The 25,364-nt window shown below is 69.2% G+C and carries 21 protein-coding genes; 6 read left to right on the top strand and 15 right to left on the bottom strand.

The genetic code is table 11. The features are described from left to right. Positions 1–57: 57 nt before the first annotated feature. From ACWDTP_RS17960 to ACWDTP_RS18015, 12 genes are all read right to left on the bottom strand, one after another. Positions 58–357, bottom strand: coding sequence for a WXG100 family type VII secretion target (locus tag ACWDTP_RS17960; RefSeq protein ID WP_450022092.1), 300 nt, complete (start codon positions 355–357; stop codon positions 58–60). Between the two features lie 3 nt (positions 358–360). Next, complete coding sequence (locus tag ACWDTP_RS17965; RefSeq protein WP_450022094.1) at positions 361–825, bottom strand: YbaB/EbfC family nucleoid-associated protein; 465 nt, start codon at positions 823–825, stop codon at positions 361–363. Between the two features lie 80 nt (positions 826–905). Beyond that, complete coding sequence (locus ACWDTP_RS17970) at positions 906–1,751, bottom strand: hypothetical protein (RefSeq protein ID WP_450022095.1); 846 nt, start codon at positions 1,749–1,751, stop codon at positions 906–908. Further along, entirely contained in the window at positions 1,751–4,027 is a 2,277-nt protein-coding gene (locus ACWDTP_RS17975; protein ID WP_450022097.1) for a hypothetical protein, read from the bottom strand. Before ACWDTP_RS17975 ends, ACWDTP_RS17970 begins: the two co-directional genes overlap by 1 nt. A 161-nt stretch (positions 4,028–4,188) precedes the next feature. After that, a complete protein-coding gene (locus ACWDTP_RS17980; RefSeq protein ID WP_450022099.1) occupies positions 4,189–4,518 on the bottom strand; it encodes a hypothetical protein in 330 nt (109 codons plus the stop codon). 87 nt (positions 4,519–4,605) lie between these two features. After that, entirely contained in the window at positions 4,606–4,893 is a 288-nt protein-coding gene (locus ACWDTP_RS17985; protein WP_317159378.1) for a hypothetical protein, read from the bottom strand. 18 nt (positions 4,894–4,911) lie between these two features. Continuing rightward, positions 4,912–5,181 (bottom strand): WXG100 family type VII secretion target, encoded by a 270-nt coding sequence (locus ACWDTP_RS17990; RefSeq protein ID WP_450022102.1) that lies wholly within the window; start codon positions 5,179–5,181, stop codon positions 4,912–4,914. 77 nt (positions 5,182–5,258) lie between these two features. After that, positions 5,259–6,071 carry an ESX secretion-associated protein EspG gene (locus ACWDTP_RS17995; RefSeq protein WP_450022104.1) on the bottom strand — a complete coding sequence of 271 codons (813 nt, stop codon included), beginning with the start codon at positions 6,069–6,071 and terminating at the stop codon, positions 5,259–5,261. Beyond that, complete coding sequence (locus ACWDTP_RS18000; RefSeq protein WP_450022106.1) at positions 6,068–7,174, bottom strand: PPE domain-containing protein; 1,107 nt, start codon at positions 7,172–7,174, stop codon at positions 6,068–6,070. Before ACWDTP_RS18000 ends, ACWDTP_RS17995 begins: the two co-directional genes overlap by 4 nt. 69 nt (positions 7,175–7,243) lie before the next feature. Continuing rightward, positions 7,244–7,537 (bottom strand): PE family protein, encoded by a 294-nt coding sequence (locus ACWDTP_RS18005; RefSeq protein WP_450022108.1) that lies wholly within the window; start codon positions 7,535–7,537, stop codon positions 7,244–7,246. A 13-nt stretch (positions 7,538–7,550) separates the two neighbouring features. Further along, positions 7,551–8,906: a WXG100 family type VII secretion target gene (locus ACWDTP_RS18010; protein ID WP_450022109.1), complete on the bottom strand. Its 1,356-nt coding sequence runs from the start codon at positions 8,904–8,906 to the stop codon at positions 7,551–7,553. A gap of 13 nt (positions 8,907–8,919) precedes the next feature. Further along, positions 8,920–9,198, bottom strand: coding sequence for a hypothetical protein (locus ACWDTP_RS18015; protein WP_450022111.1), 279 nt, complete (start codon positions 9,196–9,198; stop codon positions 8,920–8,922). Between the two features lie 242 nt (positions 9,199–9,440). Between ACWDTP_RS18015 and eccA the strand changes: the two genes are divergently transcribed. Together eccA and ACWDTP_RS18025 are read left to right on the top strand one after the other, a co-directional pair. Continuing rightward, positions 9,441–11,252, top strand: a complete 1,812-nt coding sequence (gene eccA / locus ACWDTP_RS18020; protein ID WP_450022113.1) for a type VII secretion AAA-ATPase EccA — start codon at positions 9,441–9,443, stop codon at positions 11,250–11,252. Between the two features lie 29 nt (positions 11,253–11,281). Then, on the top strand, positions 11,282–12,376 hold the full coding sequence (locus ACWDTP_RS18025; RefSeq protein WP_450022115.1) for a nucleotide-binding protein: 1,095 nt from the start codon (positions 11,282–11,284) through the stop codon (positions 12,374–12,376). A 39-nt stretch (positions 12,377–12,415) separates the two neighbouring features. Here ACWDTP_RS18025 and ACWDTP_RS18030 read toward each other — a convergent pair whose 3' ends face one another. Both ACWDTP_RS18030 and eccE read right to left on the bottom strand, forming a co-directional pair. After that, the gene (locus ACWDTP_RS18030; protein WP_450022117.1) at positions 12,416–13,243 is read right to left on the bottom strand and encodes a DUF5336 domain-containing protein; all 828 of its coding nucleotides are present in this window, start codon (positions 13,241–13,243) and stop codon (positions 12,416–12,418) included. Continuing rightward, on the bottom strand, positions 13,240–15,081 hold the full coding sequence (eccE, locus tag ACWDTP_RS18035; protein WP_450022119.1) for a type VII secretion protein EccE: 1,842 nt from the start codon (positions 15,079–15,081) through the stop codon (positions 13,240–13,242). Before eccE ends, ACWDTP_RS18030 begins: the two co-directional genes overlap by 4 nt. Before the next feature lie 144 nt (positions 15,082–15,225). Between eccE and eccB the strand changes: the two genes are divergently transcribed. Beyond that, on the top strand, positions 15,226–16,728 hold the full coding sequence (eccB, locus tag ACWDTP_RS18040) for a type VII secretion protein EccB (protein ID WP_450022121.1): 1,503 nt from the start codon (positions 15,226–15,228) through the stop codon (positions 16,726–16,728). Between the two features lie 13 nt (positions 16,729–16,741). Here eccB and eccD (ACWDTP_RS18045) read toward each other — a convergent pair whose 3' ends face one another. After that, complete coding sequence (gene eccD / locus ACWDTP_RS18045) at positions 16,742–18,232, bottom strand: type VII secretion integral membrane protein EccD (protein ID WP_450022123.1); 1,491 nt, start codon at positions 18,230–18,232, stop codon at positions 16,742–16,744. Positions 18,233–18,356: 124 nt separating this feature from the next. On the opposite strand from eccD (ACWDTP_RS18045), the gene eccCa reads away from it, so the two are divergent. From eccCa to mycP, 3 genes are read left to right on the top strand one after another with little or no spacing between them, the layout of a single operon-like run. Then, on the top strand, positions 18,357–22,388 hold the full coding sequence (gene eccCa, locus ACWDTP_RS18050) for a type VII secretion protein EccCa (protein WP_450022125.1): 4,032 nt from the start codon (positions 18,357–18,359) through the stop codon (positions 22,386–22,388). Continuing rightward, a complete protein-coding gene (gene eccD, locus ACWDTP_RS18055; RefSeq protein WP_450022127.1) occupies positions 22,385–23,806 on the top strand; it encodes a type VII secretion integral membrane protein EccD in 1,422 nt (473 codons plus the stop codon). Before eccCa ends, eccD (ACWDTP_RS18055) begins: the two co-directional genes overlap by 4 nt. Then, a complete protein-coding gene (gene mycP / locus ACWDTP_RS18060) occupies positions 23,806–25,182 on the top strand; it encodes a type VII secretion-associated serine protease mycosin (protein ID WP_450022129.1) in 1,377 nt (458 codons plus the stop codon). The genes eccD (ACWDTP_RS18055) and mycP overlap by 1 nt, the downstream gene beginning before the upstream one ends. Positions 25,183–25,364: the final 182 nt, after the last annotated feature.

The raw sequence follows: 25,364 nt of genomic DNA on the forward strand, positions 1-25,364 counted from the left end.
TAAGAAACCCATTGCAGAGCAGGAGGAATATCGATCGACATAACGACTCAGACGCGACTACACATCATCCGTCTGCTCAAGCGTGTCCGCGCCGGTACGCAGACCCTCGGAGTACTCATCGAGCAGCTTGGCCTTGGCATCCACCGACCCATCCACCCACTCCCGCTGCGCGTCGTAGCCATTGTTGTTGTCTCCGTGGCGAAACTTCCGACCGCTGTCGTCGTCACCCCAGGGGCTTCCCTCCGCGGCCAATTTGGTCGAGAGCCGCGACATCACCCCTTTCATCCTGGTGCTCACGTCAGCCAGATCCCTCGACGTGGCACGCAAATCGTTGGGTTGAACTCCGAATTCCGGCATGGATCAACTCCTGATCGTCGGGAACGATGAGTCGTCGCCGTCGTCCTCGGTGGTGCTGGGTTGAGCGCGCGCCGAATCGCCCATCGCGTTCACCTCGGCGAGCGCCTCGCGGAAGCCGGGCAGACCGATGACATTGCCCGAGATCTCCGACACCGCCTTGCGCCGCTCGTTCATCGGTGCGAGCAACGCCTCCGACCGCTGGTCCAATTGACGGACCGCGGCCTGCGCTGCGCTGGTGATGTGTGCACCGAGTTCGGTGATCTCGTGATCGTCCAGATACGACTCGTCGATGACGGTCTTGGTCACCGTGCGCTGTGCGTTCACGGTGACTTCGACGGTGCCGTCGGCCACCGTAGCCTTGGCCATCAGCGTCGATCGCTGCTGCTGGATGTTGGACAGGTCGCGCATCTGCTCCTGCACCAAGGCCAGCACCTGACCGAATTCATTTCGTATCGATTCGTTGCTCACGTTCGTCCCTTCGGCCTTTACTTCTCAAACGCGCTCGGCGGGCAGAGCATTCGCCGCTGACCACCGCACGACCCGATGACTCACGATTCACCTCGGGCTTCGCGCAGCATCTCGATGTCGGCGGCGATCAGACCGTCGATGCGCTCACCGAGCAGCGCGACCGTCAGCGGGATCCCGCGACTGCGATCGGGCGCACCCAGATAGTCACCGTCGTCCGTCATCCGCATCCAGACCAGGGATTCCTTGCGGGCATCGAGGCCCCACTCCCTGGCTGGGCGCCAGTTGCTCTGCACCTTGCCGTACGCCGACAACTGCGAAACCGAGACCTTGGCACCAGGTTCGGTGAACACCTCGTGCCGGACCACGACTTCGTCGTCATCCACTACCGCGGCGCGGATGGGGAGGTACTCGGGGATCACCATCCGCGGATGACGCCCGGGTCCCTTCAGACACATGGCCTGGGCGATGGCCGCGCCCAGCTCGAATGGTGACACCGTATAGACGTCGACGACGTCCGCGTCGGCCTGTTGTTCCAGCAGGTAACCGGCCTGGCCGGTGCGGAAGGCCAGTACCCGGATGCTCGGGGTGTCGGCCGGGATGTACTGGACGTGCCCGGCCACGGTGACGTCGGCGTGGGTCCACGCGTCCAGACACTTGGCGAAGGCGCTCAAATCCCCCGAGCGCACACGGTCCGGCAGCTGCGCCGCGTAATGGGCCACCTCGTCGACGAACTCGAACCGGGTCGGTCGGGTCAGCATGAACGGGTACGGCAAGGGGTCGCGACCGTGACGTTCGTTGATCAGCTGCAGATCGAGCAGATCCAACGCGCCCACCTCACGCCGCGAAACACCGCCACCACCGGCCCGGTTCGGATCACTCCGCGCCCCAACCGTGGGGTGCCCCGTGGTGGACATCGCGTTGCCCATCAGGTGTCCACGCTCCAACCCGGCCCACCATCCGAACCGTCTTCGCCGATGACGGAAACGACGGCGTCGGGCTGACCGATCAGATCCTCCCCGTTATGACTGCCACGAAGTGCCTTGTTGCCCTTGTGATCCTTGCCCTCGCCGCCCTTGCCGCCACCGCCGTGACCGCCGCCACCCGCCGGTGCACCGCCTCCGCTGCCGGATCCCGCGTGGGCCGCGTCGGTGGCCAGCGCGGACATTGGATTGTGCATGACCGGGTTCAGATGGGCCGCCGCCACCGGCGCGCCGGGTAGGTGCATCTTGCCGGGTGCACCGCCGCCGTGTCCCGCGCCGCCGGCTCCGCCACCGGGATGGGCTCCCGGACCACCGGGGTGGTCGCCCGGGTTACCGGGACCGCCGTCGAATCCGGGGGGGCCGCCGAAGCCCGGCGGTTGTGGATCCGCCCCTTGCTGCGCGGTCTGCACGATCTGGCTGATCCCGTCAAGGATCCCGCCCAGCAGGCTGCTGCCGCCGCTGCCCTGGCCGCCGCTGAGGCCGGCCAGGCCCGATCCGGACTGGCCCAGCAGGCTCCGGCCGAGTTCGTTGAGCCCTGCGCCGTCGCCCCCGGACCCGTCGTCGGAGTACAGGTCCCGCAGGTCGCTCGAGTCCAGATCGGGCACGCCGGGCACGCCGGCCCGAAGTGCGCCAGAGTCCTTGAGCGCCTCGTCGAGATCGCCCAGCTGCGGATCGTTCAGTAGCTGCTGCGCGTCCTTCGCCGTGTCCGGGTCCCCGAACAATGTCTTGGCCGCGTCGGCAGCGTCCGGATCGCCGAACAACGTCTTGGCCGCATCGAGCGCCTTGGGGTTACCGAGCAAGTTCCCCTTGGCTCCGTCACCGAAGAGCGTCTTGGCGGCATCGGCGAACTTGGGATCACCGAACAGCTTCTTGGCCGCATCCGCCGTCTTCGGATCGCCAAACAGCTTGTTCGCGGCCGCGATCGACTTCGGGTCGGTGAACACGTGTGACGGGTCGAACTTGGCGTCGGTGCCGTCGGATGGATTGCCCGGGTTGTCCGATCCGGGCTCGTCCGGAAGGTCCGGGCTCTCCAGGTCTGGTGGGGGCGGCGGGTTGAACGACTGCTTCGGCGTGTCTTCACCGCCGTTGCCGGAGGACCCGTCGCCTTGCGATCCACCGTCAGAGTCCGACCCGTCCCCGGATCCGTCCGGAAGTTCCGGACTCTTCAGTTCTGGTGGGGGCGGTGGGTTGAACGACTGCTTCGGCGTGCCGTTACCGCCGTTGCCAGACGACCCGTCGCCTTGCGATCCACCGCCAGAGGACCCGTCGCCTTGCGAGCCATCGCCGGGATCCGTGGCATTCAAGTCCGGTGGTGAGAACGGTGGTGGCGAACCGTTCTGACCGTTGTTCCCGCCACCGTTGCCGTTGCCGCCGTTGTTGCCGCCACCGTTCCCGTTGCCGCCGTTGTTGGCGCCGTCGTTGTTTCCGTCCCCGTCGTTGTTGCCGTTGCCGTTGCCGTTGCCATTGCCATTGCCGTTGTTGTTGCCGTCCCCGTCCCCGTCCCCGTTGTTGTTGCCATCGCCGTCGTTGTCGCCGTCGCCGTCAGGGGGTGGTGGGGGCGGCGAATCGACATCCGGAGTTTGCGTCGAACCGACCGCCGGTTGATGACTCGCGATGTCCCTGATCTCCGGGGCGTAATAGTTCTTCATTACGTCGCGCGCGAAGTTGTTGAAATACTCCTTGACGGTATCGGTTTCGCTCGGAAACATCGTCAAGCAGTCTTGGTAGGTTTGCCACTGGTCGAGGATGTTGTGCTTGTTGGTCGACATCGTCTGTGAGTAGTACTCACTCAACACGCCCAGCGAGAGGGCGCCCTTGTGGAGTTCGTCGGGGATGTCGTAGGACTTCAGGATGTTGGCCATCGCCGCGTCGTGCGTCTTGCCCTTCCACCCGCCATCGCTCTCCAGCGTCTCGAGTCGGTCCTTCAGATCCCCCATACCCTTGACGATCTGCTGGGCCACGTCATGCAGGGTGTCGTTGTAACCGGGGGCGATGTTCTCCGAGACGTTCATCATGCGGCTGCGGATCGTCTCGTAATCCATGCCGTCGAAATTCTCCAGAACCACCGAGGCGGCCTCGACTTTGGCGCCGTTGGCGTCCAACTCTCCGAGGGTGGCGTCCGGCTTGTTGTTGCCGCCGCCATGACGCGGATCGCCGTTGTTGTCCTTGATCTTGCCGTCTACGTGATCGCCCTTGTAATCCTCGAAATCGTAGGATCCCATTAGGATTCACCCTCCTGTCCCGAACTCGATGCCGAAGCGGCGGACGCCGGATTCCCGCTACGGGCGGCCGGTTGGCCGGGAAAAGTCAGGCCGCAGGGGCTCGGGCTTCTCATGGCGTCTCCTGGGTATCTCGTCGTGCACTCGATGAAAAGGCGGGGTGCCTAGCCCGACTGGATCAGCCGCTTACCGGCCTCGGTGACCGTGTCTGCGAACGCATCCAGGTACTGGTTGTAATCGCCGATCACCCTCTTGAGCTCGTTGCACCCGTGCTCGAGATTGCTCTTGGTCTGGGCTGCGGACTGCCAATCCCCTGGCGAACCGTACGCGGGCAACGCGTTCACCTTCTTCAGCTGCGCGTCGAGCAGATCGCGGAAGTCGTGAACCGCCTTGATGTAGGCATCCCGCACCTCCGTTGTGAGTTTGAGGTCCGCTTCTCCCTTCGCGGCACCGTCCTTGAGCCCGTTCATGCTGTCGATCCAGGTCTCCGCCACCGGTTTTCCTCTCTTTGATCGAGTGTGGACGATGGATTGCAGAGCCGGGGCCGCGGTCCGGGCCGGACCCCGGCTCTGCAAGCACGATCAGAACGACGCTGCGTTCGCCCTGTCGAGGGACTGCATCGCGTCCTGCTGATCCTGAGCCTGCTTCTGCGTATTGACGGTGGTGTTCACCGCTTCGTCCAGCATGCCGTCGATGTTCTGGTGCGCGGCGCTGAGTGCGGCCGCACCCTCGCCCTCGTACACGCTCATCAAGGTCGTGAAGATCGAATTGATGTCCTCACGCACTTCCTGGATGTTGTTGAGCATCCCGTTGATGTCGGTGAGCGACCCGGCGTTCGCGCCGAAGTTGTAAAGAATGTTGTCAGCCATGTGTTTTCTCCCTGGTCCTTAGCCGTTGTCCATGTTGGCGACGGCCCGGAGGTGCTCCGAGCCCTTCTCGACGGTCTGATCGAGCGACTTGATGATGCTGTCGAACTCCTCGCGCTGTGCCTGCGAGGTCTGCTGGTAGGTCGTGGCGCTGCTGCCCTGCCAGTTGGCCGCCAGCATCTGCTCCTGCGCATCGCTGATCTCGTTCAGCTTCTGCACGGCCTGCCCGCGAGCCTCTTGAATCTGCTGGATCTTCGCCTCGGCTTCGGCCGGGGTGAGTGAAACAGTCATGTGCGGATCATTTCCTTCCTGGTGTTGGCGATCTTCGAAATCGCCTGCTATCAGCGGTGTTTCTCATTTTGGTGTTGCTACCCGCCCTCCCAACTCTCAGTGGAGAGTTCGGCGAGCTGGCTCATCGACTGACCGAATACCTGGTCAGAGCCCGGCTTGAGCGTCGACCACAGCTGCCCGGCCGGCGAAATACTGGGGACGGCGATCACGCGGCCGCGCGCGGTGTACAGGACCGCAACGGCTGCCGGCACTCGGACGATCCGGTCCTCGCCGTCGACCAGGGCGCTGTACACGATCTCGGCGAACGCCTGCCTCGAGCCCAGCGCCGCGCCCAGCAGGACGGCGGCGCGTTGCGGGACGCCCACCGCCCGGATCCGATCCGCCAGAACGAGCGGGTCGTGGCTTTCGGAGAGGGCGTCGGTCATGTCCGACAGGGGCGCGCCGACCGGTTCGATCGCCGCCGGCTGGGCGGCTGGCATGTCGCCGAGAAGCACTGCGGCTACGTCGAACAACGCGATGTTGAGACCGAGCACCCTGACGTCGAGCCGCTCGCCGATCCGCCGTGCCGTCACGCACAACGGACCGCGGCGCAGCACGCTGGTGCGCCCGATCCCGGCCGGGGTCACCAGGCGCATGACAAACTCGCGGTCCGGCCGTTGCAACGCGTGCAGCACCGTGACGAGCTCGGGCTCGACCACTCCGTCGACGATGACGCCGCGCCGGGTCAGGGTGTGCACGGCTTGGCTCAGGGCGGCATCCCCGGCGTCCAACGTGGCATGACGGGGCCGCAACCCCAGCACCGCGGGCGTTCCGGGACCCGACGTCCGCGCGGCCAGCGCGGCGAGCTCGTCGGCCGTGAAGGACCACTCCTGGATCAGCGCTCCGGTCATGCGCTCGTCTCCCCGCCGCGTCCGATGACCGCGGGCGAGACCCAGTGATTTGACACCTGCTCCAGGGTGGATTCCGGCGGCTCGGCGTATGTCGGGGCCTCCGGCTCCGGCGGGACGACCAGGCCGTCGAAGGCCGAACTCGTCGGGCCCCAGCTCGCATTCGACACCAGCAGCGGGGCGTCGCTCTTCGCCGCCGCGGGCAGCCAGTTCGTGCCACCGTCGGCCAGCCCTGCCCCCGCCTCGCCGCCACCGGCCAAGGCGTCGGTGCCGATCGCCGACTCGTGCGCGCGAGAGTTGTCGCCGCGGCCCATTGCCGCCGCCATCGGGCCGTACCCGCCGCCCATGCCGCCCATGCCCGCTCCGGCTCCAGCAGACGTGCTGGCGACTGGGGTACCGGCAGACGGACGCTTCGCCTCATCGCTGGACTTGACCGCCGCGACCCTGAACAGCCCCAGCGGTGCAGGCGGCACGGCCGCCGCTGCACCGCCACCACCGGCCCCGGTGGGACCGCTGTCCTCGCCGGCGGCCTGCACGTCGCGCTCCGCGGCGCGCGCCGATCCGGTGCTGACGTCGGGAGGGGGCGGCTGATCCCATGGCTCGGTCAAACCGGAGCATGACTGCTCGTACTGCTGCATCACGGCGGCGGCGTTGGTCTGGTCGGCGTCGGCCGCCTCGTCGAACTCGGCGAACTGCCCGTTGAGGATTGCCCCGTTGTACGCCGCCAGGGACGCCATCACGTCGCGGGTCGTCTGCGCCTCCACCGCCTCAGATACGGTCGGCATGGCCAGGATGGCGACGCTGTGGGCCACGGCGGCTTCTTCGGCACGCTGCCCGTTGCCGGCCGCGCTCAGACTCATCGCCCGCAGCCAGTCCCCGAAGTCCTGGATCCGGCGGATCACCGCGTCGGCCGTGCCGCTCTCGAACGCCCCGGTCACCTGATCGGCGAGCTTCTGGTAATCCTCGGACACGGCGGCCAACTCGTTGGCGAGCCGCACCCAGCTGGCTCCCGCTTGGCCGGCGGGAGTGGGGCCGGGCCCTTCGGTCAGGTCGCGGGCGAGCTGTTCGGTGCTGCGCGATTCCCACGCGACGTTCGTGAATCCCATGTCCTGACCTCCTCTCCGTGGCTGCGGGTGGGTGACCGGTACTGCGACGACGCTGCGGGTGGTCGAAGCTCAGACGGCGAAGCCGTCGTCGAGGTTCGCGACGCCGTCGGCCTGGGCGCGCAGGGTGGCGGCCGTGTCGCGCATCTCGATGGTGCCCTGTTCCATGGATTTGCCGTAGGCGTCGTGAACGCCGTTGAGGGTGGCCGCAACCCGCTGCGAGACCTCGTCGCGCCCGCCCGCGGGCACCGTCAGGTGGGGGTTCTCGGTTTGCATCAACTGCTCCACGCGAGCGGCCAGCGCGTCAAGACGGGCCGATGCCTCGGCGATCTCCGTCGGCTGCATCCGCAGAATCTCGTTGTCCACTATCGTTGCGCTCCTATCTCATTCGCAGTTCGGCACCGGGGCTGTCCAGTGGGTCCTTCTCACCGATCACCGGTGGGGCGACAGTGCCGAGATCACCGACGATCTCGCCGCCCTGGTTTGAGGTGTGCAGGAAGTCCGGGGCGCTGTGGCCGCCGGCGATCCCGGCTTTGCCGTGGTGGCCCATCGGGGCGCCTGCCCCGCCTCCCATCGGCGCCCCGGCACCGGCCGCCGCGACGCCGGACCGTGGCGACGTCGCGTGCGCCGAAGTGGTGGTCTCGGCCGCCGCGGGGATCGCAGCACCGAGCGGGCGGGTGGCCGGCGCCGCGGCGGACAGTCCGCCGCGAAATGCGCCTGCGCCACCCCCGGCGCCAGCGCCTGCGCCGCTGCCTGCCGTACCCGTGGCTGGGGCTGGCACTGGTGCTGAGGGCGCGCCCGGCATGCTGCTCGGTGCGCCCGAGCCCGAGGCGGCGCTCGATGCAGAACCGATCGCCTGCGTCACCGGTGACGTGGCCGAGTTCGCCAGCTGCAGCAGCGGACTCAACGCCTGCGTTCCCCCCGCGCCGAGAGCGGGCGCGTCGGTGACTTCCACGGGCGCGCCGGCCGTCGTCACCGCGGCGGCCTGGCCTGCCAGACTGCTTTCGGTCTCCGATATGACCTCGCCGGCCGCGGTGACCGCCTCCGTCGCGGCGGCAATGGCCGCGGCGATTCCCCAGGGGAAGATGATGCTCGGCCCGATGGCGGCGATCTTGGCCCAGTACTCGTCGATGATCTCGATGAGTCGCGTCTGCGCGGTCTGTACCGCAGCGGTCGCCGTGGCGAGGCTCGAGCGCAGCGCCGCGGCCTGGTCGGCCACCTTGCTTCCGTCCGACAGCGCGGACTGGGTGGTGGCTTGCGCCGCCGTGCTGGCGTCGCCCTGCCAATCGTTGCCCAGGCCGGAAAGCGCCTGCTGCACTTGGCTGCCTGCGGAGTTCAACGCCTGGTTGATCCCGTCGAAGGACTGCGTCGGGTCCGGTTCGCCCAGTTGACCCGAGCCCAGGCTGCTGAGCGCATCGGTGACCGGTTGGATCATCTGCGACGGGTCGAAGCCGCCAGACTCGCCGCCGGGCGCGTCGGCGCCGGAATGCTGTGACTGTGCCGGGTTGGCCGGGCTTGCGGGGTCGGCCGATTGCGTCGGCGCCCCGTTCTGCGCCAGACCCAGCCGGGAGAGAATGTCGCGAACCGGCTCGTTCAGGTAGCCGTCGAGATTGGTGTGCGTGGCGTCGAGGCCTCCGGACGACTCGGGGCTGGGTGCGGCCGGCGCCGGGGCCGGGGCCGGATGAAGCGTTCCCGCAGCGACCCCCGGCGAGTGCTGGTGCGTCGTCGATGGCATCGAGTCGCTCCGGTCACCCGTTGTCGGTGGCGACGAACGAGGCCTTCGCGGCCTCCGTCGCCGCCGCGATCGCGGCGTGCAGTCCGGCAACCGCCTGGGTCGCGGCAAAGTTGTTGGCCTGAGCCGGTCCGTAAGCCGCGAGGTACTCGGCACCGATCGGCCCCAGAGCCGCTGTGGCAGACGCCACGTTTGCCGCGTGGTCCGCCGACCCCGCCGCGGCCACGGCCTGCGCAGCTGCGGCGTTGGCGGCCGAAAATGCTTCGAGCCCAGGGGGAACCACTGAAAACGCCATCTGACTTCCTCTCGGGAATGCCCAGCGAGCTAACAACGTCGCGAGTGCCCTACCACTGCCCTACGACATTGGAAACGGACGCCGGAGCGGATTCATTCACTCGCGTCGTCGCGGACCGCCGAAGCAACGCGATCCGAGGGTGCTCAGGGGCGGCCGTGAATGTTCGCGTCGATCTTCGCGTTTGAGATCGTGACGGCGATGCCGCAAGGTGGCGGACCGGCACAAAGGAGATGTGGACCCCGATGAGCGGTGACAGCCGTGATGCCCAGCAGGTCTTCGACGCCGGGGTGTTGTCGCTCGGTATCCTGGTCGACGGGCTCGAGATTGAACGGGACCTGCAGTACGCGGCGTCGGCGTTCACCCGGGCCACGGAGTACGACCCCGGCATGTGCGATGCGTGGCTCGGCCGGGCGGCCACCGGCGAGAACACCGCCGAGGTGCTGCATCACCTGAACCTCACCGCGAAGAACCTCGGACGCGAGCAGCGCAGGCTCGGCCTCGCACCGCGCTCCCTCACGGGCCGCTTCGAAACCGGTCTCTATCTGGACTATCCGCTCAGCTCCCTGCCCGAGATCCGGATCGGCTACGCGGCCAGCCTCATTCAGGGCAGGGACTACGGCGCCGCCGAGCAGATCCTCGACGAGCTGACAGCGCCCGGCGGCTCGGCCACCGACCCGTCGACCGAACAGATTCAGGCGTACGTGCGCGGTGTGCTGCACTTCACGACCCAACGCTGGCCGGACGTGCTGACCGCGCTTGCCGATTCGGGGTCTTACGTCGACGAATACATCGCGGCCGGCTGCCACCTCATGGTGGGATCGGCCTGCGCGCAGATGGGCTTGTTCGGCGAAGGTATCCGCCGGCTCGATCAGGCGATCGAGGGCCCCATCCCCGCGGCACGGCGCGCCGCGGAGTTCTGCAAGGGGCTGACGCTGCGCGAGATGGGCAACGAAGCCGACGCCCGCCAGATCTTCGAGCGGATCTACAGCCAGGAACCCGATTTCGCCGCGAACTACGCGGCGCTGCAGGACCCCAAGTTCCGGCTGGTGATCACCACCAAGGAAGCCATCGAATCGCGCCGGGACAAATGGGATCCGGAGAGCGCTCCCACCGGTGCCGACATCGACGCCGAGGAGCACGCCGAACGCAGCAACCAGCACCTGCGCGCCGCACAGGAGGAGCTCGACCGCCAGGTCGGACTCACCGACGTCAAACTGCAGGTGGCCAAGCTACGGTCGGGCGTCACGCTGGCGAAGTTGCGCCGGGACAAGGGGCTCAACACGGCGTCGAGCAGCCTGCACCTGGCCTTCACCGGCCCACCCGGTACCGGTAAGACGACCATCGCGCGGGTGGTCGCCCAGACCTACTGCGGTCTGGGCCTTCTGGAGACGCTCAAGGTCGTGGAAGCCAAACGCCAGGACTTCGTGGGCCAGCATCTCGGTAGCACGGCGATCAAGACGACCGAGCTGATCGACACCGCGATGGGCGGTGTGCTGTTCATCGACGAGGCGTACACCTTGATCCAGACCGGCCTGTCCGGCGGCGACGCCTTCGGTAAGGAAGCAGTCGACACCCTGTTGGCCCGGATGGAGAACGACCGCGACCGACTGGTCGTCATCATCGCCGGTTACGACTCCGAGATCGATCGGTTCCTTTCCGCCAACGAGGGGTTGTCGTCCCGGTTCACCAAGCGGATCCGCTTCCCGTCCTACACCCCGAACGAACTGGGCGACATCGGGCGCCTGATCGCCGGTTCCAGGGATTCCGAGCTGTCGTCGGAGGCCTATGACGAGTTGGTCACCGTCTGCGGCGAACTGTGCTCGGCGCAATCCGCGGACGCCGACGGCAAGCTGCGCCAGAACATCGACCTGGCGGGCAACGGCCGATTCGTCCGCAACGTGATCGAGGCAGCCGAGGAGGAACGTGCGTTCCGGCTGACCGAGAGCTACGGCGTGGCACTGGACGAAATCGACGAGACCGCGCTGGTTCGCATCGAGGCGAGTGATGTGAAGGGCGCCTTGAGCAACATCCTGCAGACGCTCAATCTGCAATAGCGAAGCCAGAGCATCACATAGGAGACTGGGTGACCGACCACGACATCGACGGCATGTACTACGACCACGACTCGATGCCGATGCGTTTCGGATCGGACGGTCCCGACGAGTCGACGTCCCGGTTCAACACCAGCTTCACCGCGGGAAACCTCGGCTCGCCGGCGCCACCCCTGAGAGACGCCCCTTCGGACCGCGAACTGGGGCTGACGCGTTCGGAGCGGGCCCCGCGCCGCAACGGCTGGCGTACGGCCCTGCACCGCGCCACGGGGGGAAGCGTCAACCCCGGGGTTGGCCCCGAAGACGGCACCGGGCCGATCCGCCCCGCCCGCCTGCACCACGGGATCTGCAGCATCGCGGTGCTTTCCATGAAGGGTGGGGTGGGGAAGACCACGACGACCGTCGGCCTCGGTTCGACGATCGCCACCATGCGCGGCGACCGGGTGATCGCCGTGGACGCTAATCCCGACCTCGGCACGCTCGCCCAACGCGGCCCCGACCAGGTTCGGTCGACGGTCCGAGACCTGCTGGCCGACAGCAAGATCACTCGCTACTCCGACGTCCGCCGGCACACGTCGCAAAGCACGAGCCGGCTGGAGTTCCTGGGTTCGGCCCGCGATCCCGCGGTGTCGGAGGCCTTCTCCGAGAGCGACTACCTCCACGTCCACCGGGTTCTCGACCGCTACTACAACGTCGTATTGACCGACTGCGGAACCGGTTTGACGCACTCGGCGGTCCAAGGCGTACTGAACGCCGCGAGTGCGCTGGTGGTGGTCGCCTCCCCGGCGATCGACTCGGCCCGCAGCGCGCTGGCCACCCTTGAATGGCTCGAACACCACGGGTTCGAGTACTTGGCGGCCCACACCAGTGTCGTCGTCAACTCGCCATTGGCCGGGGACACGCCGGTCGACGTGTCTCAACTGACCAAGTACTTCCACGGCCGGGTACAGAACGTCTTCGTCGTGCCATATGACGCTCATCTGGCCGAGGGGGGTGAGATTCGGCTCGACCGGCTCAACCGAAAGACCCGATCCGCCTACACGGCCCTCGCCTCGGCCATGCCGTCGGCCTTCCACCACGGACGCCGCACCACGAACCTCATGCGTCGGGTGCGACGCGCGGTCTGAACTCAATCACCTTGCCGTACCGGGCATTCGCCGGCCCGGTCAGTACGCACCGGGCGACGTCGCGGCAGAACCGGGTGCCGATCCATATCCGTTCTCGGGCCGGTCCGCCCGATTGGCCCCCGGCATGCCCGGGTCGACGGCGTCAACACCATCGGCCTGCCCGCCCCTGCGCTCGGCCGGTGCCGGCGCCACCGGCGACGCGTGCTGGGCGTACTTGGCCTCCATGCCGGCCCACGCGTCCTGCTCCCCGTGGACCGTGCCGGCAACGGTGGCGTGGCCGTGCCCCATGGCATCCGCCTCGCCCGCGTCGGCGTACTGCTCGGGCCAGTAGGAACCGTACTGTTCGGCGTATTCCCGGTAGGCCTGCGCGTATTGGGCATATGCCGCGTAGTCGTTCTCGGGGCCGGACGACGACGCCGCCGACTCTCTGGGTTCGAGCAGTAGGGCCGACACCGCCACCACCACCTGCAGTGCCACCAGGACGTCGACGACGATCAGGACCCCTGCCGACTCCCCGGTGGTGACCGTGGTGGTCACCGCATCGGCGAGCGCGACGACCGCACTGGCGACGGCGAGCCATCCGCGCGCCGCCTGCCCGGGCAGCAGCCCGATGACGGCGACGGCACCCGCGAGCACACTGAGGGGGACCGCGAGCCCCAGCGGGATCGCCGCGGTCAGACCCACCGCCCACACTGCCGCCCCGAAGGCCCCGGTCGCCGCCCAGAGAGCTTTTCTGACACGCGAATTCGGCTGTCGGTCCGAGCTCGCGGCGGGCCAGTCATCGGCCTCCGCACGTTCGGCGTCGAAGGCGCCCTCGTCGAAGGGGCCGGTGTCATAGCGGCCGTACCCGTGCGGTCCCTGGCTCATCGCTGCTCCTGCCTGCTCGGCCAGTCCCAGGCGGGCTGGTCGGGCTCGTCGGTCCATCCACGTTCGTCCGGCCGGTCCACCGTGTCGAAAGACGAACCGATGTATCGCATCTCCTCGTCGGTCGCCACCATCGTCACCGTCGCCGAAGCCGCCCGGGTGGTCACCAGCACCTCGCCACGGTCCTCGTCGAGCAGTTGCAACCGGACGTCGGCGGCCGCCGACGGTGGGCTGTGGGTGGGGCTCACCACGACGGCCGTCACCCCCATCCGTACCGGCTGCTCGGGTTCGCCGTCGTACATCTCCACCGAGTAGTCCCGACCCGAACCGGCCTCGATAGCACCGCGATCGGCACCGGTGACCCGGAGCTGGTTCACGTCACCCACCTCCTCGACCATCGCGTGCCACGCCCCGGTGCGCCGGGTATGGACCTGAACCCGAGCGCCGAGCGCCAGGGACCGCAACACCACCTGCTGCGCGAGGTGCAGCGTGCCGTGCAGCTCGACCCTGGTCACACGCGGCCCGAACAGCGACACCGCGACGGCGCGTCCGTATTCGTCGGCGCCGACGATCTGACCACATCCCGAGGCGGGCAACTCCAGATCGACCAGGGTCCGCGCACCCTCGTCGTCGTCGGGGACCGTCATCCATTGTCCGACCGGACGTCTCGGCGTCGGCAGCGGCAGGGCACAGACGAGCGCGTCGAACTGGCGACCCGACAGGTGCCGCAATCCGGCCTGACCCGGTTGGCCGCGACCGAAGGAATCCAGCCGCACGATGCCGCGGAGCTCGACCGCGGCGCGTTGTTCGTCGCGGCGAAGCGACAGCGTCACCGTGGTCGAGCGGCTGGGCAGCGTCCACAGTGAGCCGAGCCCGTCGGATGTGCATGCCGCGGGCGCGATCCCGTAGCTGTTCAGCTGGAAGCGACCCCGGTGGCAGGTCGCCCAGGTCTCCTCCAACGAGTCGAGCGTCAGCCCGCTGCAGAGCTCGGTGACCGCGTGAACCATGTCCGCGGCGGTCGCGGTGCCGGCCTGCAGGCCGGCATCCCGCAGCCGGTTGGTCACGCGTAGCGTCGCGACGGTCGCGGTGCGCAGGGCCCCGTCCCACCCGCCGCCCCTGGCCCGGACGGCCTCGGGGCAGCGGTCCGGATCGATCCGGACGGTGATCCACATCGAACGATGGGCGATCGCCGGCAGCGGCCCCAGGACGGCGTCGTACACGGCGGCGATGTGCCCGTGGCCCGCCGAGCGGGCACCCTGGCTGATCACGTCGATCGATTCGAGGGCGATGTCGAACTGCCGCAGGCAGTCGACCAGGATGCCGACCGACACCGTCTCACCCGAGACCGTGACCCCCGGTTCCAGCACCGTCAGCGCCTGCGGGGTCTCCTCTACGCGGATCATCGACGTCAACACCCTGCCGTCCCAGGAGAATCCGATCTGCGCGCCCCCGGGCTGCTCGTGGTCGAACGGTGCCCAACCGTTCGGCGGGCGGCGTCGACCGCCCTGGGGTCGGCGGCGGCGCCTGCGGTCCCGCCAGAAGTCGAACCGGGCCATCGCCCACCGGGGCAGCGACTGCCCGGCCAGCGGCGCCACGAGGACCAGTCCGACGGCGAGCCCGCAGGCCGCACCCCACCATCCGGGTTTGTCCAGCAGGAACGCGAGCGCGAAACCCACACACACGACCGCCTGCACCAGGAGCTGATCCGGCAGCGGGATCAGCCGCTCGGCGAGGACCCGATCGGACGAGGTGAGCGTCAGCGAGGCCGGTCCCGCCGACGTCCTCGCCGAGGTTCTGGCCGACGGCCGGGCCCGCCTCCCGCGTCGACGCGTGGTCGCCATGCTCAACGGGGGTTCTCCGTCCAGGTGTGTGCGCCACGTTCGGTCGCGGTGCGAATGCTTTCACTGCGAATTCAGTTTCTCTACTAGTAGGGACGCTCCCGACGCGGCAATCCTTCGGGGGACCACGCACGGAGGAAGGCGCGCATGCCGGCACAGGTCACCACGCGAGCTCAGGTGAACGGCTACCGCTTCCTCGTGCGGCGGCTGCAGCATGCGCTGATCCGGGCCGACTCGCGGATGATCCACGACCCGATGCGCGGTCAGATGCGAGCCCTGCTCACCGGTGTGGCCGCGGCTATCCTCATCGCCGGAGCCGCGGGAGTGCTCGCGTTCTTCAAGCCCGCCCCCAGCTTCGGCAACTCGACCATCATGCTGAGCGACAGCGACGGCGCCCTCTACGTCCGGATCGGCGACCGGTTGCACCCCGCGCTCAACCTGGCGTCGGCCCGACTGGCCGCCGGGAAGAACGAGACACCCGGCCGGGTGGATCGCAAGTTCCTCGACACCGTGGCCCGCGGACCCGCGGTGGGCATCATCGGAGCCCCCAGCGCCATCCATGCCGGCGAAGACATGAGCACCTCGGCGTGGACGGTCTGCGATTCGACGGTGACGCCGCCCGCCACGGCAGCGGTGGGCGCGACGTCCGTGCAGACGACGGTCCTGGCCGGTGACCCGGTGTTGGGCCCCGACGTGTCGCCGGCATCGAAGGGGCAGGCCCTGCTGGTGCGGTCCGGGGCCGGTACCTACCTGCTGTACGACGGGGTCCGCGCCGCGATCGACCTGACCGATCCGGTGCTCACCGCCGCCCTCCGGCTGGACGGCGCCCAGCCCAGGGAGGTCTCGGCCGGGCTGTTGAACGCGTTCCCTCTGGTCGCGCCCATCCGGCCGATCCGGATAGCCGGGGTCGGCGCCGCCACGTCCTATTTGCCCGCCGACTTCCCGGTGGGTTCGCTGGTGCGCACCACCGACTCGCGGGGCGGTCAGCTCTACGTCGTCCTGCCCGAGGGGCTCCAACCGGTCTCCGCCGAGACCGCCGACATCATCCGCTACGGCAATCCGGAGCCCGTGGTGGCTCGTGAGCCTGCCGTCATCTCCCTGGCCGGGCTCGGCCGACTTCCGGTCGTGCACGTGCTGGGGGTGGACGACTACCCGGCGACCGCGCTGAATCCGGTGAGCGCCGACTCCGCACCCGTGGTGTGCATGTCCTGGGAGCGCCGCGTGGGCGACGCGTCGGCGTCGACGACGGTCCTGCTCGGAAACCGGTTGCCGCTGCCCGGGGACGCCCAACCGGTGCAGCTGGCCGGCGCCGACGGCGCGGGACCCGGCCTCGACGCGGTGTACCTCAAGCCGGGTACCGGTGCGTACGTGCAGGCCGCGAATCCGGGGCCGGGACCGGCACTCGGCGACCTGTTCTACGTCAGCGACCTGGGACTGCGCTATCCGGTCAAGGATGAGGCCACCGCGACGGTCCTCGGTCTGGTCGGTGTTCGCGAGTCGCGCGACCTCCCCGAACACGCCATGCCGGCCCCCTGGCCGATCCTGTCGCTGCTCCCGGCGGGTCCCCGGTTGTCGCAGGAGGCGGCGTTGATCGCCCACGACAGGATGGCCGCCGACCCGGCGGGGCAACCCGCGGTCCCGCAACGCTAGGGCCTGCGGACCGTCACAACCGCAGCCCTCGGAAGAACGCGTAGACACCGATGATCCAGCAGGCCAGCGGCACGACGAGGAATACGGCGAAGTACTCGCCGAGCTCGGCGATCCGTCGCATCACCGGGGAGAACTCGACCTTGGGCGCCACCACCCCGCACACCACCGCAACAATGGTCACGGCGATCAACGCCAGGGCGGCCATGACCCGCCATTCGGGCAGGAAGACCGCGACCTTGGCGATGGTCAGCAGGGCGGTGAGCAAACCGCTTCCGATCAACGTGGCGGCCTGGAAGAGGTCGTGGTGGGTTCTGCCTCGTAGGCACAGGACCGCCGTGACGGCGAGCGCGAATACCGCTCCCTGCCAGTGGAAACCGTCGTCGACGTCGTTGGCCAGGTATGCCCCGGCGACGGCGGCGACCGCGGCCGCGGCCACCACGCCGGTCAGGTAGTCCGAGGCTCGACCGACCCGTCGGACCATCTCCTGCTCGGTCGGAACGATCAGGCTGATCGTGCGGAGCGCGTTAACCCCGTCGACCGCGGTGCCGCCCTGAATCTCGATGTCGTCGAGTGGTTCTCCGGCCGTGGGGACGCGGGGGACCGGCAGCCGCGATGCCGTGATGGTGATGCCCGACGCCAGGTACACGACGACGACGGCGACGCCGGCCAGGATCGCCCCGATGGTGCGGGGCGCGGGATCGAAGGTCAGCACGGCCAGTGACACCGGGATGCCGAACGCGGCCAGCGCGATGATCCCGCTGAACAGGACCCGGCCGGTGCCGGTGAGCAGCAGTAGCAGCAGCGCGGTCAGCGCCGTCACGGCCAGCGCCACCGGCAGTGCGGCAACACCCTTGGCGATCGGCACGACGTAGAGCAGACCGCCGAACAACAACGGCAACGCCGCCACGACCGGGCCCGTCGCGCTCGCCGCATCCGCCGCAGGCCGGGCCGTGACGCCCACGAACACCGCGCCGGCGGCGCCGACCAGGACGAGGACGAACGCCGCGACGGGGATGTCGAACACCAGCGGTCCGGCCGCGAGCCTGGGCAGGGCCAGTGCCGCGGCGACCGCGAAGACCGCGCTGAGCGCATACCACCCCGTCGCGGGCCGCCGGAGCCATGAGCCACCGGTGTCGCGCCGTTGCGACTCGCCGCCCGACCCCGTCAGCTCGTCGGTCAGGATCGACGGGGAGGAATCTCCCGCCTGCCGGATCAGCAGGACGTCGCCGTCGAACACCCCTGCCTCGGCCAGGGTTCGGCGGGGGTCGATGACGGCGCCGCTGAGACGCGCGAACGTCCATCGGCCCTCGGCGTCTGCGACCGGGTCGTCGAAGTCACCGAGGTTGGCCATGTCGACCACATCGTCGGCCAGGACGGAGACGCTCACCGTGGTGGACAGGGCGACGTCGATGAGGTGGGCGCCGACGATCACGGTGACCCGGCTGAGCCGCCGGTCCTCCTCCGACTCCCCGTCGAGTGTGGACAGCGTGGGCGGCAGGGTCATGGCTCGGTGACCTCCATGGCGGTTCTCGGTTGACGACATCCCTCGTCACGTCGAACGTCCTCGAAGATAAATCCGTTCTCCATAAGGGGACTCGGTTCCGATTGGCGGGCCAGATGGAGGTGGGATGACCAGGCAGGGCTTCGTCCGTCGACTGCGGCTGTCACCGCCGCGCATGCCGGGCGGCGAGGTGAGTCTGCAGTCGCCCCCCGAGGTGCCGCGGGTCATCCCGGGAAACCTGTTCATGAAGTTGATGCCGGTCATCATGCTCGTCGCGGTGATCGGGATGATCGCGCTGATGATCACCGTGGGCGGCCGCAACATCACCCGCAATCCGATGTTCCTGCTGTTCCCGATGATGATGATCATGTCGATGGCCGGCATGTTCATGAGCGGCGGCAAATCGGGCAAGGCGGCCGCCGAACTCAACGAGGAACGCAAGGACTTCTTCAGCTACCTGGCCGGGTTGCGCGACGACGCCGACCAGACCGGCGCCGGGCAGCGGGCAGCTCTGCAATGGAGCCATCCCGATCCGCGGACCCTCGTCGACCTGGCCGGCACGCGCCGCATGTGGGAGCGCCGACCCACCGACAATGACTTCTGCCACGTGCGCGTCGGCCTGGGCACCCATCGGCTGGCCACCCGTCTGCTGGCCCCCGAGACGGGCCCGCCCGAGGACCTGGAACCGGTGTCCACGGTGGCGCTGCGACGCTTCGTCGCCACCCACTCGGTGGTGCACGCCCTGCCGACGGCGGTGTCGCTGCGGGCGTTCCCGACGATCAGTTTCGACGGTGACCGGGCGCAGATCCGCCAGCTGGTGCGGGCGATGGTGCTGGAGCTGTGCACCTTTCACGGCCCGGACCACGTGCAGGTCGCCGTCATCACGTCCAATCCCGACAACGCGAACTGGAAGTGGGTCAAGTGGCTGGCCCAAGCCCAGCACGAGACGCTGCGCGACGGCTGCGGCACCATGCGGCTGCTCTACCCGACGCTCGAACTGCTCGAGACCGCGCTGGAGTCAGATCTCTCCGAACGCGGCCGCTTCAACCGCAACTCTCAGCTCGCGGACGGCCAGCGGCATCTGGTGGTGGTGATCGACGACGGATACGTCACCGGGGGCGAGCGGTTGATCACCGACGCCGGTCTGGACAGCGTCACCGTGCTCGACCTCAACGGTCCCCGTGACGGGTCCGGGTCACGCCGCGGCCTGCAGCTCGTCGTCGACGGCGAGGACGTCGGAGCCCGGACCGCCTCGGGTGTCGAACACTTCGCCAAGGCCGACGATCTCAGCCTGGCCGAGGCCGAGGCGACGGCACGCGCGTTCAGCCGGTTCCGGCCCGGCGGCGCCGCCCACATCGTCAATCTCGAAGCCAACGCCCGGGCCACCGACCCGGGTCTGATGGCGTTGCTGAAGATTCCCGACGCCGCCGAGATCATCCCGGAGGAGGTGTGGCGGCCCTCCTCGCCGCGCAGACGGCTGCGGGTTCCGGTGGGCATCACCCCGTCGGGTCAGCCGCTCGAACTGGATATCAAGGAGTCCGCCGAGGGCGGGATGGGACCGCACGGCCTGTGCATCGGCGCGACCGGTTCGGGCAAGTCGGAGTTCCTGCGGACCCTGGTCCTGGCCATGGTGACGTCGCACTCGCCGGAGGCGCTCAACCTCATCCTGGTGGACTTCAAGGGTGGCGCGACATTCCTTGGACTGGACGGCCTTCCGCACGTCGCGGCGATCATCACCAACCTCGAAGACGAGTTGACGATGGTCGACCGCATGCGCGACGCGCTGGCCGGTGAGATGAACCGTCGCCAGGAACTGCTGCGTTCGGCGGGCAACTTCGCCAACGTCGGTGACTACCAGCGGGCGCGGGCCGCAGGCGAGGCGCTGGAGCCGCTGCCTGCGTTGTTCATCGTCGTGGACGAGTTCTCCGAGTTGCTCTCTCAGAAACCGGATTTCGCCGAGCTGTTCGTGATGATCGGGCGGCTCGGCCGAAGCCTGCACATCCACCTGCTGCTGGCCTCGCAGCGGCTGGAGGAGGGCAAGCTGCGGGGGTTGGACTCGCACCTGTCCTACCGGATCGGTCTGAAGACGTTCTCGGCCGGCGAATCCCGCAGCGTGCTGGGCGTTCCGGACGCCTACCACCTGCCCAGCGTCCCCGGTTCGGGCTTTCTGAAGTGCGATGCCAACGAGCCGACCCGCTTCAATGCCTCCTACGTCTCCGGTGCCTACTCCAAGCCCCGCCTGTCGTCGACGAACGGCCGGCCGTCGACGCTGGGCAGCAGGGCGTCCAAGCTGTTCACCGCGACGCCGGTGGAACGGGACCCGGACCCGGTCGTGGCGCAGGAAGAATCCCAAGAAGAAGGGGTCGCCGAGCCCGAGGAAGAGACGTCCACGACGCGGACGACCCTGCTCGACGTCGTGGTCGGCCGGCTGCGCGGGCACGGCAGGCCCGCCCACGAGGTGTGGCTGCCGCCGCTGGTGGACAGCCCCGCCGTGAACGGTCTGCTGCCCGACTCCAACTGGAGCGACCCTCGAAACATCAACGGACGCTTGCTGCTACCTGTCGGCGTCGTGGACCGGCCCTATGATCAGCGCCGCGACGTCCTGATCCTCGACCTGTCCGGGGCCAGGGGAAACGTGGCCATCGTGGGCGGCCCCCAGTCGGGCAAGTCCACGGCGCTACGCAGCCTCATCATGGCCGCGGCCGCAACTCACACCCCGGAGCAGATCCAGTTCTACTGCCTGGACTTCGGCGGCGGCACGCTGGGCAGCCTGACCAGCCTGCCGCACGTCGGCAGCGTGGCGGGCCGGATGGATTCGGACCGCATCCGCCGCACCGTCGCCGAGGTGACCGGGATCCTGCGGGCGCGTGAGGAGAGGTTCCGCGAACTGGGGATCGAGTCGATGCGCGACTTCCGTCAGCGCAAGGCCGCCCTGGCCGCCCTGCCGCAGGCCGAGGCCGCCCGGGATCCGTTGAGTGGCGACCACTTCGGCGACGTGGTGCTCGTCGTCGACGGATGGGCGACCATCAAGAGCGACTTCGACCTGCTGGAGCCGGCCCTGCAGGCGCTGGCGATCCAGGGCCTGTCCTACGGCGTCCACCTCGCGATCACCGCGAGCCGCTGGATGGAGATCCGGCCTGCCGTGAAGGACATGATGGGCACCCGCGTCGAGCTGCGGATGGGCGACCCGATGGACAGCGACGTCGGCCGCAAGTTCGCCGAGCTGGTCCCCGTCGGGCGGCCGGGGCGCGGGATGACCGCGGAGCGGCTGCACCTGCTCGTCGCCCTGCCCCGGCTGGACTCGTCGTCGGACGTCGAGGATCTCCCGGCCGGGGTCGCCGCGGCGTGCGCGTCGGTGCGCACGGTCTACGGCGACCGGGAAGCGCCCCGGGTCCGCATGCTCCCGCACGACGTCGACCGCGATGCGGTCACCGCGGCGGCCCATACCGCCGGTGCGCTCGGTCGGAGCAAGGTGGCCATCGGCGTCAGCGAATCGGAACTGGCTCCGGTGGTGCTGGACTTCGACACCCAGCCACACCTCGTGGTGCTCGGCGACTCCGAGTGCGGCAAGACCGGGCTGCTGCGCAACATCGCCGCGGGCCTCATGGCGGACGCGACCCCGGAGCAGTGCCAGATCGTCGCCGTGGATTTCCGGCGCACGCTCCTCGGTGCGATCGAGAACGACTACCTGAGCGCCTACGCGACCGCCGCGCAGTCCTGCCTCGATGCCATGAAGGAGCTCTCGGACACCCTCAAGCAACGGCTGCCACCCAGCGACATCACCCAGCAGCAACTGCGTGACCGGTCGTGGTGGCAGGGCCCCGACATCTACGTCCTGATCGACGATTACGACCTGATCTCCGGCACCACGATGAACCACCCGCTGGGTCCGCTGGTCGAATACCTGCCCCAGGCCCGTGACGTGGGTCTGCGGGTGGTCGTCGCACGCCGCATCGGTGGAGCCGGCAGGGCCATGATGGATCCCATCCTCGGGCGCCTGAAGGACCTGTCGTGCCACGGCCTGGTGATGAACGGGACCAAGGAGGAGGGCGCGCTGTTCGGCTTCCGGCCCCAACCGATGCCACCCGGACGGGGCATGTTGGTATCGCGGTCGGTGAACTCCGACGTCATCCAACTGTCGCGGATGCCCGACCTGTGACCGACCTCGCCCCTGCGCGTACCGATCTCGACTCGACCTGGCACGAGGCGGTGTCACCGGTGCCCGACCTGGTGCGGGTCGCCGTCGTCGGGCAGCACCGGCAGATCGACCTGTCCCTTCCGCTGGACGTACCGGTAGCGCTGCTGATGCCTGAGGTGGTCCGCCTGTTCGACGGCGCCCCCGAAGACCGCCCCAAGGACGTGGTCTGGACGCTGGTCGCAGCCCGGTCCGGGACACCCCTTGGGCCCGACGACACCCTGCGCGGCGCGCAGATCACTCGGGACGACGTCCTCTACCTACGGGCCCGGCGGACCGTCTCGGCCCCGACGCTGTACGACGACGTGGTCGACGCCGCGGCTCACCTGAACCAATCGGGTCATCCCGGGTGGAACCCGTCCGCTGCCGGCCTCATCGCCTACCTCGGCGTGGGTCTGGCCGCCGCGGCCTGGGTCTACCTCGTGCTGGTCGACGCGTCGAGCCCGCGACGGGCCGCGATTCTCGGCCTGTCCGCGTTCGTGGTCGTGACGCTGCTCGTCGTCGCCGCGATCTCGGCGCGGTCGGGCAGGGCGCCTCGGACCGCTGCGGCCCTCGGGTGGGCCTGCCTTCCGATTGCCGCGGCGGGCTGCTGGGCCGGTCTGTCGCCCTACGGCGCTCTGGCGCTGGCCGGCGGGGCGTCGGCCCTGGTCCTGCTGTGCGTGGCGGGGTACCGCCTGGTCGGTGCCGGGGTGGCAGGCTTCATCGCCGCGGGGGTGTTCTCGGCTTGCGCCGCACTCGGTTTGGCGATCCATGCGGCCGGGCTCACCCGGACCGGAGCCGCGGTGTGCCTGGCCGTCGGGGCCACGGTCGCCACGCTTGCCGTACCCCGGTTGACCGCGCGCCTGGACTATTCACACCTCGCGCGACGCGAGCCGGCGGACCAGCAGGCATCGCCGGGCACCGCCCCGACACCCGACGACGTCGGGAGCCGGGCCGCCCGTGCCGGTGCCCTGAGCGGCGGACTGGCGGCCGGTCTGGCGGCCGGGGCCGGTGGTGCGGTGGCGACCGTCGTCTGGGGCGCGGCCGGCCCGTCGTGGTCCGGGTTGGCCTTCGGCGTGGCGTGTGCCGCCGCGTTGGGGCTACCTCGCCCGATTACCGGTGTCGGGCGCGTGGCTTCGGGCCTGCCCGCGGTGGCCCTGGTCGTCGTGGTCGCCTTCGCCGCGGTGCGGGGCGACGAGCCGATGGCGGTGGCGGGGGTCTCGGCGTTAGCGGGCTGCGCGATCGTCCTCGCCGCCGTCGGCTGGAGGTCCGGGTCCGGGTCCGCACGGCCGCACCCGCGATGGCGGAAGCTGCTCTCGTCGGCTTCCTACCTCGCGTTCGCCTTGATCGGGCCCAGCGCGCTGTGGGTGGTCGGGGCCTACGCGAGCTGGGGCCCGCGGTGATGACGCGTCGCACGAGGCACTGGGGCCGGGTGGCGGCGGTGGGGCTGTTCGTCGGCGCCGTCGTGGCCTGGCCCGCGCCCGCGGCGGCCATCGGACCGCCGATCATCGCACCGGGCCCGCCGCCCACGGGACCTGTCGCCCCGCTGGAACCCACCGAGCAGAAGACGGTGTGCGCACAGCCCGCCACCCTTCCCGGCACCCAGTTCCGGCGCCGCCCCGCAGGTGATGTGATGCTCGACTACCGCGCGGTGTGGAAGTTCTCCCGGGGGGCGGGCCAGAAGGTGGCGGTGATCGACACCGGGGTGTCACCCAACCCCAGATTGCGCGCCCTGCAGCCTGGCGGCGACTACGTCTCGTCGTCGGACGGTCTGATGGACTGCGACGCGCACGGCACCCTGGTGGCCGGAATCATCGCCGCCGCGCCGAGTCCCGACGATGGCTTCAGCGGCGTGGCGCCGGAGGCGTCCATCCTGTCCATCCGACAGAACAGCGGCGTGTACTCGGTCCGGGGAGCGGGGAGCGCCCAGGACGATCCCAACGCGACGTCGACGGGTTACGGAAACACCCAGACGCTGGCGTATGCGATCGTGCGGGCCGTGGATCTGGGGGCGACCGTCGTCAACCTGTCCGAGGCGGCGTGTGCGCCGGTGGGCACGGACATCGACGACACCGCGGTCGGCCAGGCGGTGCGCTATGCGTTCGACCGGAACGTTGTCGTCGTCGCCGCCGCGGGAAATATTGCCCAACAGGGCAATTGCAGCGCACAGAACGGGATGGGCGACCCGAATCTGCCGCTGTCCGATGCGTGGGCCTCGGTGCGCACGGTCGCCAGCCCGGCGTGGTTCTCCGACTACGTCCTGACCGTCGGCGCCGTGACCATGGCAGGCCGGCCCGCCGACTTCTCGCTGCGCGGACCGTGGGTGGACGTCGCGGCGCCGGGCGAACAGATCACCTCGCTCAGCCCGACCGGTCCCGGGCTGACCAACGCCTGGCTGGATCCCACGGCCGGGCCGGTACCGGTGAACGGCACCAGCTTCGCGGCCCCCTACGTCGCCGGGGTGGTCGCGCTGGTGCGGTCGCGATTCCCGGAGATGTCCGCGGGCGAGGTGATGGACCGGATCAAGCACACGGCCAGGACGGCGTCGTCGGGTCCGGATGAGACCGTCGGCTACGGCGTCGTCGATCCGGTGGCGGCGCTGACCTTCCAGCTGCCCGCCACGCCGTCCACCTCCGACTCGGCGCGGGCGGTGGTCGCACCGGCGCAGGGCGCCTCGGCGGACCACCGGGCGCGCAACCTCGGTCTCGGCGTTCTGGTCGGTTGTGCGGTGCTCGCGGGCATCGCGATCACCGTGCTGGACATGCCGATGCGACGGTAGGGGAGAGCGCATCGCCGACCTGGCGGCCACATCACGCCACGGCAAACCATCATCGGAGTGACTAGGGTGCGACTGTGACAGATGACGACCACCTCGCCCGTCGGCCGGTGGACGACGTGGACAGCCGGGCCGCCGAACTGTCGGCGCTTCTGGCGGCGCGGCGAGGCCAGGCCGCGCCCGCC

It is taken from the genome of Mycobacterium sp. NPDC003449, from assembly GCF_053588415.1.